Genomic DNA, 14736 nt, shown 5'->3' with positions numbered 1-14736 from the left:
GGGCACCGGGCCGCCTCCGTCCACTTCGGACGGAGGCGGCCCGGTCAGCCCGGTCGCTCCCACTCCCCGATGTGCTCATGATCGGTCCGGCGCAACTGCCGGTACCGTCCCGCCGACACCCCGTACTCCCGCTTGAACGCGTTGGCGAAGGCGAACTGCGAACCGTAGCCACAGCGATCCGCGATCACCGCCAGGGTCGCATCAGTGGTGCGCAACATCCGCGCTGCCAAGGCCAACCGCCACCAGGTCAAGTAGCCCAACGGCGGCTGTCCGACCAGCTGGGTGAACCGGCGCGCGAACGCGGCCCGGGACAGCCCCGCCTCCGCACCCATCCCCTCCACTGTCCACGGAGCCGCCGGATCCTGGTGAATGGCTCGCAACGCCGTGCCCACCACCGGATCCCGCATCGCGGCATCCCAGTTCCGCCCGTCGCCGTGCTCGTCCATCCAGGCCCGCAACAGGTAGACGAGCAGCACCTCCAGCAACGACGGCAGCACCGCGTCCCGCCCCGCCCGCACCTCGGCCAGTTCCGCCCCCAGCACCGAGATGATCCCCTGCAACGGCGCGTGCTCACCGGGCCGCGCGGTCTGGACCAGCAACTCGGGCAACTCGGCCAGCAACGGGTGCGGCCGGGCCTGCTCCAGCTGGAACGCCCCGCACAGCAACCGGGTGCGCACCCCCGCGTCGACCAGCTCGTGCGCGGCGCCCCGCGGCAACACCACCGCGTCCCCCGGCCCCAGCAGCACCGGCTCTCGCCCAGGCAGCACCACCTTGATCGCACCGACCAGCACCACGTGCAGCCTGGCCCCGGCGAAATCGGGGAACGCCCGCGACCAGCGCCCGTCCGCCTCGGTCAACGCCGAGTACGGCCGGCCACTGCGCATGGCCGCGATCGCGTCACTGAGCACATCCATCCGCGGACCCCCGACGATCAAGACGAAGACGTAAACACCCAAGACCCTGGATCATTCCCGACCCGGCACCGCCGAACCTAGCGTGATCGGCATGAGCACCATCACCCTCGGCGACGTCGAGATCAGCAGGGTCACCGAGTGGCACGGCCCCTTCGCCCCCACCGCGACTCTCTTCCCCACCCTGTCCCGCGATCACTGGCAGGCCAACAGTTCCTGGCTCAGCCCCGACCACTGGGACCCCGCCACGGACATGTACCTGGCCCGCACCCAGTCCTGGGTGCTGCGCAGCGAGGGCCGGATCATCCTGGTGGACACCGGCATCGGCGATGACAAGGAGCGCCGGGTCCCCGCCTTCCACCACCTCCGGACCGGTTTCCTGGACCGCCTGGCAGCAGCGGGCGTGCGACCGGAAGACGTCGACCTGGTCGTCAACACCCACGCGCACGCCGACCACGTCGGCTGGAACACCCGCCTGCACCACGGCGAGTGGATCCCCACCTTCCCCAACGCCCAGTACCTGCTCAGCACCCCCGAGAACACTTTCGCCAACCCCGCCAACAACAGCCCCCGCCACTCCCCCTTCGGCGGCGCGGCCCGCGACGACGCCCAGATCCACCTCGACAGCATCGCCCCACTCCAGCACACCGGCCAACTGTCCACCTGGGACGGACCAACCCACCGCATCGACGCCAACCTGACCCTGGAACTCGCCCCCGGCCACACCCCGGGCTCCGCCGTGCTACGCCTGGCCTCCGGCACCGACCGGGCCCTGTTCATCGGCGACATCGCGCACACCCCACTGCAACTGATCGAACCCGACCACGAGCCCTGCCTCAGCGAGGACGAACCAGCCGCCATCGCCACCCGCCGCCGACTGCTCGCCGAGGCCGCCGACACCAACGCCCTGATCATCCCGGCCCACTTCGGCGGCAGCGGCGCGGCCGAGGTCACCCGCGACGGCTCGAAGTTCGCCATCACCGGCTGGGCGGCGTTCAGCAAATGAACACCGTGCACACAGCCCAGGGCCCCGTCCAGGGCGAGCACCGCGCCGAGGTGACCGTCTACCACGCCGTGCCCTACGCCGCCCCGGTCCACGCCACCCCACACGACCACCCTCCGGCCGCCCCGCCAACCCCAACCCACATCGCTGCATCGTCCAGCCCAACCCAGCTACCTCCCGGCAGCGCACGCCCTGCCACCACCCCATCTCTCGCTGAGCCGGACATCCGGGCCACCACACCCGACACCCGCTTCGCCACCCCAACCCCACCCTCTCCCCGCGTCGGCATCCACGACGCCACCACCCCCGGCTCCACCGCCCCAGCCCCACACCGCCTCACCCTCGGCCGCCTCAACCTCACCCCCCTCAACTCCCCCACCACCCCCGGCCCCGACTACCGCACCCTCACCATCTGGACCCCACCCACCGCCACCACCCCCCGCCCCGTCCTCGTCTTCCTGCACGGCGGCGGCTTCCAGACCGGCTCCGGCTCCGCCCCGCTCTACGACGGCACGGCCTTCGCCCGCGACGGCATCCTGCTGGTCACCGTCAACTACCGCCTCGGCGCGCCCGGCTGGCTGCACCTGCCCGACGCCCCGGCCAACCGCGGCCTGCTGGATGTCATCGCCGCGCTGGAATGGTTGCGGGACAACATCTCCGCCTTCGGTGGCGATCCGCACAACATCACCGTGGCCGGTCAGTCCGCCGGGGCGATGCTGGCCACCGGGCTGCTCGCCGCGCCCCGCGCACACGGACTGTTCCAGCGGGTGATCAGCCAGAGCGGCAACCCGGCCGCCGTGCTCACCCCGGAGCAGGCGTACCGGGTCACCGAGGCGCTCGCGACCGAACTCGGGGTCGCGGCGACCGCGGCCGGGTTCGCCGGCGTGGCGGATGCGGACCTCATCGCGGGCCTCGGCCGGATTCCGCTGCCGTCGGACGGTCCATTGCGTGGCATCACACCGTTCGGCCTGGTCCTGGACCCGGACACGCTGCCGCGGCCACCCACCGAGGCGGTGCTGCCGCCGGTGGACCTGCTGATCGGGATCAACACCGACGAGGCGAACCTCTACCTGGTCCCCACCGGCCGCCAGGCACCCTGGCTCACCACCGAAGCGCTCTTCGGCGCGGGCAGTCGGCAGCTGGCCCAAGCACACGCGACGCAGCTACCAGGTCGAACGCATCGGTACAGGTTCGCCTGGCGATCCGATGCCTTCGACGGGGCCCTGGGCGCCTGCCACTGCGTTGAATTGCCGTTCGTCTTCGCCAACACAGCCGTTCAGGAACTACACGGCGTCGAGTCCCTGCTCGGCCCGACCCCGCCCTCGCCGACGCTGGTGGCGCGCACGCACGCCGCCTGGAGCCGATTCGTCAGCACCGGCGATCCGGGCTGGCCCGCCTATACCGCCGCCACCCCGCACAGCATGCGGATCGACGAGCAGTGGACGCTCACCACTCCGGCGGAGTGAGTCCCAGCGAGACCACCAGATCCCGCAACTCGTAGCCGTACAGCTCGGCGCTCTGGCCGGTCTGCGCGCCCAGGTGGCCGTAGATCTCCAGGGCGACCAGGCCGTGCATCCGGCCCCACACCCGCAGTGCGAGGGCCACCCCGGCCGGCGGCAGCTTCGGGAAGTCGGCGCGGACCACACTCACCAGTCCGGAGTCGAAGTCGGCCCACCGGTACCCGCCCCCGCCCTGCCGGAGTTCCGCGCTGGGCCAGGCCGCCGCGACCAGCTCCACCAGTCCGGAACAGGCCCGGTGCGCGGGCCCGGGTGCGGCGCCGCCCTCCGGCACCGCGTAGCCCGGCACCGGGTCGCCGTAGATGAGCCGGAAGCCCTGTGGATTGGCCACCGACCAGCCCCGGAACGCCTCGCCCCACGCGATGATCCGTCCGGCCGTGTCCTCGGCCGGACGGGCGTCCCGCGCCGTCTCCACCGCGTCCACCAGGTCGCCGTAGACACCCTGGATCAGCGTGGTGATCAACTCGTCCCTGGTCGCGAAGTAGCCGTAGATCGCGCCAGCGGTCATGCCCATCTCGCGGGCGATGGCGCGCAGCGTGACCGCGTCCGGCCCACCCCCGGCCAGCAACCGCAGGGCGATCGCCTGGATCTCCTCGGTCGTCTCGGCCCGCAGCCGAGCCCGCCGGTTCCGCGTCACATCTCGCACCCTTGACACTCTAAGCCGTGCGGATAGTATCCACCGTGCACTTACTACACGCCGTTCAGTTCCCGAACAGCGTGTATCACACTGGGGAGACAATCATGCGCATCGGCGTGTTCGGCGCCACCGGCGTCATCGGCAGCCGCATCGTCCGCGAGGCGGCCACCCGCGGCCACGAGGTCACCGCCATCAGCAGATCCACCGCTCCCGCCGAGCCAGGCCCGGTGACCTGGCGACAGGCCGAGATCAGCGACCCAGCCGCGGTCGCCGAATTACTGCCCGGCATGGACGTACTGGTCAACGCGATCAACGCGGGCCGCGACATCGACGACACCATCCGCAACGCCGACGCACTGCCCACAGCGGCCCGTTCCCTGTTGCGCGCCTTGGAATCCCACCCACGCACCCGACTGATCGTCATCGGCGGCGCGGGCAGCCTGGAGATCAGCCCCGGTCACCAGATCGCGGACCTCGACGGCATCGCCGAGTCCCTCCCCGCCGACCTGGGCACCCCTCCGGAGTACCTCCGGGTAATCCACGCCCACCGCGAGGCACTCAACCTGTACCGCCTGTCCAACCGTGACTGGACCTACCTGAGCCCCTCGGCCCAGGCGGTACCGGCCGGGCGAACGCACCGGCCGGTACCGCCTGGGCCGCAACGAGCTACTGGTCCGCGCCGACGGCACCAGCGCGATCTCCGCGGAAGACCTGGCGGTCGCGGTACTGGACGAGGCCGAACACCCGCGGCACGTGGGCCTGCGTTTCACCGTCGGCTACTGAACAGGCGGACCATCCGGTTGCCCCGCGCGCACGGGAAAACCGGATGGCCACCCGTTTCGGCCGCCGTGTCCCACCATGGATCGCGTCGGCGCACGCACGGTACCAAGCCCCCGCACCCGACCTAACCACCTTCAGTCGTACCTAAAGCCCACCGCCGCCACCCCGGGAAGAAGGTCCGGAAATAGCGGAAGCCGCCCGGTCCGGCAATGCGGAGGGCGGCTTCCCGATGATGAACGGCGATCACGTCGGGGTAGCGCGGCAGGCGCAATGGCGTGACATCAGATCGACGCCAACGCCCGCGCAGCTCCCCGGAGCCGTTCATCGTAACGCTGTGAGGTGGAGTTGTTCTGCCACCAGAGTGACGCACCAACCCGGATGTCGCAACGTATTTACCAAAGTTAGTCACACAAGGTACCCCGCCCCCAGCCCGCCGACCGCCCAGCCAGGCCGCCGAAGGCCACCACGTCCCGCCGGATCCACGCCCGCAACACCCCACCCCGCGCCCCGGCGACCGCCGCCAGCCGCCCCTGTGACCAGCGACAGTGCCCGGCGCACTGCCCAGCAACCAGGTCACTCCAGTGCCATCGCAGCCGGTAGCGCCATCGCCGCTCCGGTCGGCTTCAGCCGAAACCGAGGGCCGTCGAGCCTCGGCTGCCTGCGACGCCGACCGCGCCAGCTATCCGCCCCATGCCCCATGCGGCGAGCGGCGGGTTCTGCGGTGAGGGTCCGCTCCACCAGGCCGTCGCCACCTGCTCGCCGGACCGGGAGCGATGCCGTCGTATCCCGTGTCGAGCGCACTCCGCCCCCGTGTCGGCTGGCCCCTCATCCACTCGGGCCGCCTGACCCTTGACTGGCGGCGCCTGTTCCTCGATCGCTGGACCGTGTGGTGCCCGCGCCGCCCACCGCTTTCTTCTGCGGTAACGAAACGATCAGCGGCTGAGGTTCCGCGGGCTGTTCTGCTATGAGCGAACAGCGGATCGGGCCCGCGTCTGGAGTCTGGATGGCAAGGGGCACAACGGGAACTGGGCATGCGACAACGTCGGCCACGCCCTGGGTGGGCGTGGCCGACGTTGGGGGTTGCGGTGTGGGGCGATCAGTGCGCCGGCTCCGTGAGGGGCTTCAGGCGGGCCGCGGAAGTGCCCAGGCCGGTGGGGCCGCCGAGCGACCGTGAACTGGTCGTGCTGGGTGCGGCGGTTGCCAGGGCGGCAGCGGCTGGCGGCGCTGAAACTGGCGGGGCTGGGATTGCCGGGGCCGGGGCTGAGAGAGCTGGGACTGGCGGGGCCAGGCCGGGGTGAGTAGTGGGAGTGGTTGCCGCAGGTTCGGCCGGGGCGTTGTGGCGGAGGAGGTCTGGTTCGTTGTAGCGGATGCAGTCCTCGTGCCAGATGCGGATGCCGGCCATCCAGCGTTTGAGTTCTTCGGCGTAGCCCAGGAGGACCTTCTGGGCTTTGCGGTCCAGCTTGTGGTCGCGGAACAGGGCCGGGAACTCGACGGCGAGGATGTGCTCGAACTGTTGCATGCGTTCGGTCATCAGCTTGTTGACCAGCTGCGCGGCGCGGTCGCGGTCACAGTCCAGGAAGTTCTGCACGACGAGCACCGCGTTGTGCAGCTCGCCCTCGAACTGGATCTCCTTCTGGTAGGAGAACATGTCGTTCATCATGCAGGAGTAGTCCTGGGCGGACTTCTCCAGCGCCTGCACCGGTCTGGAGCGGTAGATCTCCTCGGGCACGGCCTGGCCCAGTTGCAGGCGGCACAGCGCCATCGTCATGTCGGAGCCGAAGGTGGCGCGGCGCATCTCCACGTAGTCGACCGGGTCCGGGATGCGGTTGGCGAACTGGTTCTCCAGTTCCCACACCCAGCTCTCGGTCATGTCCTCATTGGCCTTGCGGAAGACCTTGCGGTGCGCAGTGGTCATCGGCCCCGCGGTGCGGCTCCACAGGTCGGCCAGACCGCGTTCCATCGCGTTGACCGGGGTCTCGGTCTGCACGGCGTCCAGCGGCATGAACAGCTTGAAGCGTTCGGTCTGGACCCGGGCGGCGGCCAGGTTGCGCGGGTGGCCGAAGGCCAGGGGGTAGCAGTCGTCGCCGTAGGTGCCCCAGGCCAACCAGGCGGAGCTGATGTCCAGACCCTCGGGGGTGGCGTCGGGGTGGATGCCCGCGGCGCACAGCGGCAGGTCGTAGTCGCGGATCTTCTGCTCGCTCCACACGGTCCGCTCGGGCCAGAGCGGGTGCGGCTCGTCCAGGATGCCCATCTCCTTGGCCCAGCTGACCACGTTCTCCCTGGCCTGGTCCAGATGCGGGCTGAGGGTGGTGTTGAACGGCAGGTAGAAGTCCGGGCGCGGGAGCGGGCCGCATTGCTGGAATGGCACATTGGCGAAGCTGCGCAGGCGTTGCGGCATGGTGCGCGCGATGGACGGGATGATCTGCGCCGCCGAGGTGCCCAGGCCGTTCGGACCGCTGAAGGCCGACGGGGACGCCTTGCCGCCCTTGTTCATGTACCGGCTCGACCGCATGTGCCACTCGTGCCCGCCGGACTGCCAGTCCTGCAGCCCCTTCACATACGCCAGCACCTCCAGGCGCTGCTGCGGGGTGACCGCGAAGCGCTCGAACAGCGGCGGCAACTCGACCAGCGCGGTGTGCTCGAACTGGTGCAGCCGCGAGGTGAGCAGGTCGTTGACCGCCTCGGCCGCCTCCTGGGTGGGGATCTCCAGGAACCGCTCGAACACCAGCACGCCGTTGCTGAGTTCGCCCTCGTCGAGCACCTCGCGCTCGTAGGAGAACAGGTCGTTGCGCAGGTGCACCGCGTCGGAGAAGGTGTCCCGCAGCACTTCCAGCGGCCGCGCGGCGGCGATGATCTCGGGCACCTCGACCCCGGCGGCGTGTTCGATCAGGTTGGCCGACCAGGGCGCGCCGCCGACCTTGCGGCGCATCTCGATGTACTCGATCGGGTTGGACACCCGCTCGGCGTTGATGTTGGACAGTTCCCACATCGACTCGTCGAGCAGGTTCTTGGTGCTTTCCACGAACCGCCGCCGCCAGTCCGCCGAATGCGAGGGCACCGTGCGGTTCCAGAGGTCTTGCAGGCCCTTCTCCACCGGGTTGGTCGGTGTTTCGGTGATCGGCCCGGTGATCGGCATGAACAGGCGCAGCCGGTCGAGGTAGTCGACCGCGTTCTGCATGTCGTGCGAGCGCTTGTACATCTCCAGGAAGTGGTCGTCGAAGTAGAAGACCCAGACGTACCAGTCGGTGATGAGGTTGAGCGTCTCGGTGTCGCAGTCGGGGTGGGTGTAGCTGCACAGCAGGGCGTAGTCGTGCGAGTCGAGGTCGTGTTCGTCCCAGATGGGCACGCCGTGCTGGGGCACGTCGATCATGTCCATCTCATACGCCCACGCCTTGCTGTGGACGCGCGCCGCCTCCAGGCTGGGGTTCAGCCGGGCAGGGTAGGGCATGTAGAACTCAGGCAGCTCGAATGGCTGCATAACCTCGCACCTTTGCCTTCTTGCGCGGACGACCGGAACCGGCGACGCAGGGTTCGCCTGGGGCCAGGCAACCAGCCGGGTCGGCCGGTCTCAACCACTCCAGGGCGGTTGCACACTTTCGGGAGTGGTGATCGCTCGACCAGCCCAACCGGCGGTCATGGCGATGACGGAAGGTGCCGGGAGTGGACCTCAGCTGTCCGGCTTTGATCATGCAAAACCCACACCAGGTGGCGGTACCAGAGGTGTTTACCCAGGTCGCCCGTTTCTGGGACGGTCACCTGTTCGGTGTGAGCAAGGTGGCGCCCCGCGAGACGGGGGCGCGGGCGCGGGGCGCCACCTGGGTCAGGGATCCGCAATCGTTGGGGCCGTGCGGAAACGCTGGGAAGACCATGACTCACGAACGGCCTGGGTGATTGCTCCCGCAACACGTTCGTGTCCTGATCGAGGCGGCCGCGCAGCCTGCGGTTGCGGTCGTGTCCACGGTTGCCCAGTTGCTGTTCGCTGTTGTTGGACACGATGTTAAATCAACGCCGCTACCGGCCCCGGCGCCACTCGTGGACCAGCAGCCACACCAGGTACAGCCCGCCGATCCCGCCGGTGATGATGCCCACCGGGAGCTGCACCGGCGCGAAGATCCGTTGCACCGCAAGGTCGCTGACCAACAGCAGCGCGGCGCCCATCAGCGCGGAGGCGAACAGGTTGGGGCCCGGCGCGGCGGTGAGTCGGCGGGCCAGCTGCGGGGCGGCCAGTGCCACGAACGCGATCGGCCCGGCCGCGGCGGTGGCCAGCGCGGCCAGGGTGACGCTGATGCCGAGCAGCACCAGGCGGGTGGGTTCGACCCGCACCCCCAGCGTGGCCGCGATCTCATCGCCCATCTCCAGCGCCGACAGCCTGCGCCCGTAGTACAGCGCGACCGGCAGCAGCACCGCCATGGCCACGATCAGCGGCAGCAAGTGGTTCCAGGTGCGGCCGTTGAGGGTGCCGGTCTGCCATGCCTCCGCGGCCAGCGCCAGGTGCAGGCTCGCGCTGGTGATCAGGTACAGGTTGACCGAGAGCAGCAGGCTGCTCAGCCCGATGCCGACCAGCACGAGCCTGAATCCCTGCACGCCACGGGAGAACGCGAGCAGGTAGGCGACGACCATGGTCAGCCCGCCGCCGACCAGCGCGCCGAGGGAGATCGCGGCCATGCTGCCCTGGAACCAGACGATGACCAGGATGGCGCCGGTGGCCGAGCCGGTGGTGAACCCCATGAAATCGGGGCTGCCCAACGGGTTCCGGGTCAGGCTTTGCAGCACCGCGCCGCTGACCGCCAGCGCCGCGCCGACCAGCAGTCCGGCCACCACCCTGGGCAGGCGCAGGGTCACCACGATGAACTCGGTGGGACCGTCGCCCAGTCCCAGCAGGGCGTTGACCACCTCGCCGGGGGTGAGCGGGAAGTCGCCGGTGGTCATGCCGAACACGCCGGCGGTGGCCATGACGAAGGCGAGCAGCAGGCACATGAGCAGCGTTCGCGGGGCCACCCGCACCGACAACCAGCCCCTGTGGATACGCAACACCCGGCCCCGGATCGGCGTGGTACGTTCCTGAAGGCGGGTCATGAGTGCACCAGCTTCCGGCGGCGGCACAGGGCGAGGAACACGGGCGCGCCAAGGAAAGCGGTCACGATCCCGACCGCCAGCTCGGCGGGCGCGACGAGCAGGCGACCGAGGATGTCCGCGCCCAGCAACAATATCGGCGCGAGCACCGCGGAGTAGGGCAGCACCCAGCGCTGGTCGGCGCCGACCAGCAGCCGGGCCAGGTGTGGCACGGCGAGGCCGAGGAAGCTGATGGGTCCGGCCGCCGCGGTGGCCGCGCCGCACAACACGGTGATGGCGAGCGCGCCGAGCCAGCGGGTCCGTCCCATGTGGACGCCGAGGGCGCGGCCGGTCTCCTCGCCGAGGGCGAGTCCGTTGAGCGGGCGGGCCAGTCCGAGGGCGAGCAGGATGCCCGCGCCCAGGAACGGGGCGACCACGGTCAGCACGTCCATCCGGCGGCCGGCCAGCGAGCCCGCGTTCCAGTAGCGGAACTGGTTGAACGAGGCCGGGTCCAGCAGCAGCACGGCGGTGTTGAAGGCGAGCAGCACCGCGGTGATCGCCGCTCCGGCCATGATCAGCCGGTCCGGCGTGACCGCGGCCCGGCCGGTCGAACCGAGCACGTAGACAACGAGGGAGGCGATAGCGGCGCCGGCGAAGCCGAGCACGATGGAGCCGGTGGTGCCGGACACACCGAGGAAGGCGATGCCGATCACCACCGTGGTGGAGGCGCCCATGGTCACCCCGAGCAGTCCGGGATCGGCCAGGGCGTTGCGGGACAACGCCTGCATCAGGGCGCCGGAGAGTCCGAGCGCGGCGCCGACGAGCAGGCCGAGCAGCGTGCGCGGGATGCGCAGCTCGTGCACGATCACCGCTTCGGCGCTGCCGTTGTTGTGCCACAACACCGACCAGATCTCAGCGAAGGGAATCGACTTCAGCCCGAACCACACACTGAGCAGGCAGACCACCGCGAGCGCGGCGAGCGCGAGCAACAGTCCACCGGCACGCACCGCGATCCCGCGAGCACGGGCCGTGCGCGGCGGCGAACTCCCGTGTGTGGCGAGCACCTCGACCATTTGATCTCCATCCCCAGTCGTACTCCGTTACCGTAGCCTTACCTAACTGGGAGGTGACGGGGTGCCCGTCGGAACAACGTCGGGCCGCGCCGTCCTGACTCGCGCGATCCTCGGCCAACGCGGCTTGACCGGGTCCTCCGCCGTGCTGGCGGCCAGCCATCAGACCGGCGAGGCACTGGTGCCGGTGCTGATCGGCGTGGTGATCGACCAGGCTGTCTCCACCGGTTCGCTCAGCACGCTGCTGTGGTGGCTGGGTGTGCTCGTGCTGGACTTCGTGCTGCTGTCGCTGAGCTTCCGGTTCAGCGCGCGGCTCGGCGAACGGGCAGCGGAGCGGGCCGCGCACCGGCTGCGGATCGAGTTGACCGAGCGGGTGCTGGACCCCCGCGGCGGCGCGGAGACCGGGCGGTTGTCGGGCGAGCTGACCAGTGTGGCGACCGGGGACGCGCAGCGGGTCGGGGCGCTGAACATGGGTCTGCCCGCCGGATTGGCCGCGGTGGTGGCGCTGGTGGTCGGCGCGGTGGCGTTGCTGCGGGCGTCCTGGATTCTGGGCGCGCTGGTGCTGGTGGCCGCGCCGTTGTTGCTGTGGGCGGCGCGGGCGCTGGGACGGCCCCTGGAACGACGCAGCCACGCCGAGCAGGACCGGGCCGCGCTTGCCTCCGGGGTCGCGGCGGATCTGGTGGCCGGGCTCCGGGCGTTGAAGGGCATCGGCGCCGAACAGGCCGCGACCGCGCGGTACGCCACGATCAGCGGCGAGTCGATGGCGGCCGCGGTGCGCGCGGCACGGGCGCAGTCCTGGCTGGACGGTTCGATGACCATGCTCACCGGGATTTTCCTCGCGGTGGTCGCCCTGGTCGGGGCGAACCTGGCCGCGAACGGGACGATCACCGTCGGCGAACTGGTCACCGCGGTCGGACTGGCCCAGTTCCTGTTGTGGCCGTTGACGTTGTTCTCCTGGGTGAGCAAGAACTTCGCCCAGGGCCGGAGTTCGGCCGACCGCATCGCGGCAGTGCTGTCCACTCCCCCGCTGCTGCCCGCCGCGACCGCCGTGCTGCCGGCGAATCCGGCCGGTTCGCTGGCTGTGGACAGCCGGAGTGGATCACTGGATTTCAGTGCTATCGTCAAGGCGGGCGAGTTCCTGGGCGTGGTGGCCGTGGACCCGGCCGAGGCGGCGATGCTGGTGCGCTGCTTGGGTCGTGAGGTGGAACCCGAGTCGGGCGAGCTGTGGCTCGACGGGGTCGCACTGTCCACTGTGGACGCTCGACTGGCGCGGTCGGCGGTGCTGGTGGCGGCGCACGACGCGGAGCTGTTCGAGGGCACGGTGCTGGAGAACGTCCAGGCCGCGGCCGCGACGAAGCCGGGCTCGGCGGGCGCCGTGGCGGCTCCGGCTGCGCCGGGTGTCCGGGCGGTTCCCGACCCGCCAGGTGCCGTGGCGGTTTCGGCCACGCCGGGTGCTGTGGCAGTTCCCGCCGCACCGGATGTCCGGGCGGTTCCCGCCGCGCCGGGTGCTGTGGCGAATTCGGCCGCGTCGGCACCGGATCCCGTTGACGGTGGGTCGATTCCGCCTGAGCTGGCCAGGGTATTGGTCGCGGCCGGAGTGGACAGCGTGGCCGAGGTGTTGCCCGCGGGGCTGGACACCCCGGTGAGTGAGCGTGGGCGGTCGTTGTCGGGCGGGCAGCGGCAGCGGGTCGCGCTGGCTCGGGCGCTGGCGGCGGATCCCGTAGTGCTGGTGCTGGACGAACCGACCACCGCGGTGGACGCGGTGACCGAGGCTCGGCTGGCGACCGGGATCCGGGACGTGCGGCGCGGGCGCACCACGGTGGTGGTGGCGTCCAGTCCGGCGTTGCTGGCCGTGGCTGATCGGGTGTTGCTGGTGACGCGGGGGCGGGTTGTGGCGCAGGGGCGGCATGTGGAGCTGGCGGCGGGTAACGCCGACTACCGGGCGGCGGTGCTGGGATGAGGGAACTGCTGCCGGTCGCGGATGGGCGGCGGACCTGGGCCGCGGTGTGGGGTTTGCTGCGAGCGCACCGGGGGCTGGCCCTCGGCGGGTTCGTGGTGTTGTTGCTGGGTACCGCGGTCGGGTTGGTGACGCCCTGGTTGCTGGGGCGGATCGTCGACCTGGTGGCGGGGCGGGATCCGGCCGATGCCATCGCCTGGTCGGTGGGGTGGCTGGTGGTGGTGGCCCTCGTCCAGGGGGTGGCCACCGCGGGTGGGGTGGCCATGGTGGCGCGGCTGGGCGAGGGCATGCTGGCCCGGTTGCGGGAACGCTTTGTCGCGCGGGCCCTGGAGCTGCCACTGGGTGAGGTGGAGCGGGCCGGGTCCGGCGACTTGACCGCCCGGGTCACCCGGGATGTGGCCGTGGTGGCGGACGCGGTGCGCAACGCGGTGCCGGTGCTGGCCAAGTCGGGGCTGGCGATCGTGTTGACGCTGGCCGGGTTCGCGGTGCTGGACTGGCGGTTCCTGCTCGCCGCCTTGCTCGCGTTGCCGGTGCAGGTGCAGGCCGTGCGCTGGTACGGCGGGCGGGCGTTGCGGGTCTACGCCGAGCACCGGGTGGCGGTCGGGGCTCAGCAACAGCAACTGCTGGACACCATTGGCGGGGCTTCGACGGTGCGGGCGCTGGGAATGGGTGGTCAGCAGCTCGGCCGGGTGCGGGAGCGGTCGGAGTCCGCGGTGTCGCTGGCGTTGCGCGGGATCCGGTTGGTCACGCAGTTCTACGGTCGGGTCAACACGGCTGAGCTGATCGGGCTGGGCGCGGTGCTGGTGACCGGATTTGTGTTGGTGGCACAGGGATCGGTGTCGCTGGGCACGGCGACGGCGGCCGCGTTGTACGCGCACAACCTGTTCAACCCGGTGGGCGCGGCACTGGCTTTGGCCGACGACGCGCAGTCGGCGGCGGCGAGCCTGGCCCGGCTGGTGGGCGTGGCGGACCGACCCGCGGTGGCAGAGCCCGCGGGGGCGGTGGTTCCGGTGGACACCACGGTCAAGGTCAGCGGCGTGACCTTCGGGTATGTCCAGGGCCACGAGGTGTTGCACGGAGTTGACCTGGAACTGGCGCCGGGTGAGCGGGTGGCGCTGGTCGGCGAGAGCGGGGCGGGCAAGACCACCCTGGCCAAGTTGATCGCGGGAGTGCGCGAGCCGACCGGCGGCACGGTGACGGTGGGCGGATTGCCGTTGGCCGAGCTGGCGTTACGGCGGACAGTGGCCCTGGTGACCCAGGAAGTGCACGTGTTCGCCGGGTCGCTGGCGGCGGATCTGCGCCTGGCCCGGCCCGAGGCGTCCGAGGCGGAGTTACGCTCGGCGCTGGCTCGGGTGGGCGCACTGACGTGGGCCGAGGGACTGCCGGACGGACTGTCCACTGTGGTCGGTGAGGGCGGCCATCGCCTGACCGTGGCCCAGGCCCAGCAGCTGGCACTGGCCCGACTGGTGCTGGCGGACCCACCGGTGGTCATCCTGGACGAGGCCACGGCCGAGGCGGGCAGCGCGGGCGCCCGGGTGCTGGAGCAGGCGGCGATGGCGGCACTGGCCGGACGGACGGCGCTGGTGGTGGCGCACCGGTTGACGCAGGCCGCCGCGGCGGACCGGGTGGTGGTGCTGGCCGGCGGACGGGTGGTGGAGTCCGGGGCGCACGCGGAGTTGTTGCGGGCCGGTGGTCGGTACGCTGAGTTGTGGGCTGCCTGGTCGGACGGGCGCGGTGGTGACGGGAGCGCGGCTTAGCCGGGTCTGGACGATGGTGCGGCGAGGGTGAGCTGCGGGTTTGGGGCTGTTC

The 14736-nt window shown here is 70.8% G+C and carries 10 protein-coding genes; 5 read left to right on the top strand and 5 right to left on the bottom strand.

All coding sequences use genetic code 11. The annotated features are described in order from the left end of the window. Positions 1–44: 44 nt before the first annotated feature. Complete coding sequence (locus tag MZC64_RS11460; RefSeq protein WP_247757377.1) at positions 45–914, bottom strand: AraC family transcriptional regulator; 870 nt, start codon at positions 912–914, stop codon at positions 45–47. Between the two features lie 91 nt (positions 915–1005). Here MZC64_RS11460 and MZC64_RS11455 point away from each other — a divergent pair, with 91 nt between their 5' ends. Together MZC64_RS11455 and MZC64_RS11450 are read left to right on the top strand one after the other, a co-directional pair. Beyond that, entirely contained in the window at positions 1006–1917 is a 912-nt protein-coding gene (locus MZC64_RS11455; RefSeq protein ID WP_247757378.1) for an MBL fold metallo-hydrolase, read from the top strand. Beyond that, positions 1914–3380, top strand: a complete 1467-nt coding sequence (locus MZC64_RS11450) for a carboxylesterase/lipase family protein (RefSeq protein WP_247757380.1) — start codon at positions 1914–1916, stop codon at positions 3378–3380. The genes MZC64_RS11455 and MZC64_RS11450 overlap by 4 nt, the downstream gene beginning before the upstream one ends. On the opposite strand, the gene MZC64_RS11445 is transcribed toward MZC64_RS11450, so the two are convergent. Further along, the gene (locus MZC64_RS11445) at positions 3361–4077 is read right to left on the bottom strand and encodes a TetR/AcrR family transcriptional regulator (protein WP_247757381.1); all 717 of its coding nucleotides are present in this window, start codon (positions 4075–4077) and stop codon (positions 3361–3363) included. The two genes, MZC64_RS11450 and MZC64_RS11445, sit on opposite strands and share 20 nt — an antisense overlap. 95 nt (positions 4078–4172) lie before the next feature. Between MZC64_RS11445 and MZC64_RS11440 the strand changes: the two genes are divergently transcribed. Beyond that, positions 4173–4976, top strand: coding sequence for an NAD(P)-dependent oxidoreductase (locus MZC64_RS11440; RefSeq protein ID WP_247757383.1), 804 nt, complete (start codon positions 4173–4175; stop codon positions 4974–4976). A 968-nt stretch (positions 4977–5944) separates the two neighbouring features. On the opposite strand, the gene MZC64_RS11435 is transcribed toward MZC64_RS11440, so the two are convergent. The 3 genes from MZC64_RS11435 to MZC64_RS11425 form a co-directional block, all read right to left on the bottom strand. Continuing rightward, positions 5945–8326, bottom strand: a complete 2382-nt coding sequence (locus tag MZC64_RS11435; RefSeq protein WP_247757385.1) for a germacradienol/geosmin synthase — start codon at positions 8324–8326, stop codon at positions 5945–5947. Positions 8327–8859: 533 nt separating this feature from the next. Beyond that, a complete protein-coding gene (locus MZC64_RS11430; protein ID WP_247757387.1) occupies positions 8860–9924 on the bottom strand; it encodes an iron chelate uptake ABC transporter family permease subunit in 1065 nt (354 codons plus the stop codon). After that, positions 9921–10973, bottom strand: coding sequence for an iron ABC transporter permease (locus MZC64_RS11425; RefSeq protein WP_247757389.1), 1053 nt, complete (start codon positions 10971–10973; stop codon positions 9921–9923). The genes MZC64_RS11430 and MZC64_RS11425 overlap by 4 nt, the downstream gene beginning before the upstream one ends. 61 nt (positions 10974–11034) lie before the next feature. On the opposite strand from MZC64_RS11425, the gene MZC64_RS11420 reads away from it, so the two are divergent. After that, entirely contained in the window at positions 11035–12930 is a 1896-nt protein-coding gene (locus MZC64_RS11420; protein ID WP_247757390.1) for an ABC transporter ATP-binding protein, read from the top strand. Then, positions 12927–14684 carry an ABC transporter ATP-binding protein gene (locus MZC64_RS11415; protein ID WP_247757391.1) on the top strand — a complete coding sequence of 586 codons (1758 nt, stop codon included), beginning with the start codon at positions 12927–12929 and terminating at the stop codon, positions 14682–14684. Before MZC64_RS11420 ends, MZC64_RS11415 begins: the two co-directional genes overlap by 4 nt. Positions 14685–14736: the final 52 nt, after the last annotated feature.

It is taken from the genome of Crossiella sp. S99.2 (assembly GCF_023094165.1).
Lineage (GTDB): Bacteria > Actinomycetota > Actinomycetes > Mycobacteriales > Pseudonocardiaceae > Crossiella.
Note: the sequence above shows the minus strand (reverse complement) of the source record. Positions and strands in the feature narration are given on the sequence as shown.

Coding starts and splice junctions, on each gene's coding strand:
- MZC64_RS11460 (WP_247757377.1), bottom strand. CDS start 914: ATGGATGTGCTCAGTGACGCGATCGCGGCCATGCGCAGTGGCCGGCCG.
- MZC64_RS11455 (WP_247757378.1), top strand. CDS start 1,006: ATGAGCACCATCACCCTCGGCGACGTCGAGATCAGCAGGGTCACCGAG.
- MZC64_RS11450 (WP_247757380.1), top strand. CDS start 1,914: ATGAACACCGTGCACACAGCCCAGGGCCCCGTCCAGGGCGAGCACCGC.
- MZC64_RS11440 (WP_247757383.1), top strand. CDS start 4,173: ATGCGCATCGGCGTGTTCGGCGCCACCGGCGTCATCGGCAGCCGCATC.
- MZC64_RS11435 (WP_247757385.1), bottom strand. CDS start 8,326: ATGCAGCCATTCGAGCTGCCTGAGTTCTACATGCCCTACCCTGCCCGG.
- MZC64_RS11430 (WP_247757387.1), bottom strand. CDS start 9,924: ATGACCCGCCTTCAGGAACGTACCACGCCGATCCGGGGCCGGGTGTTG.
- MZC64_RS11425 (WP_247757389.1), bottom strand. CDS start 10,973: ATGGTCGAGGTGCTCGCCACACACGGGAGTTCGCCGCCGCGCACGGCC.
- MZC64_RS11415 (WP_247757391.1), top strand. CDS start 12,927: ATGAGGGAACTGCTGCCGGTCGCGGATGGGCGGCGGACCTGGGCCGCG.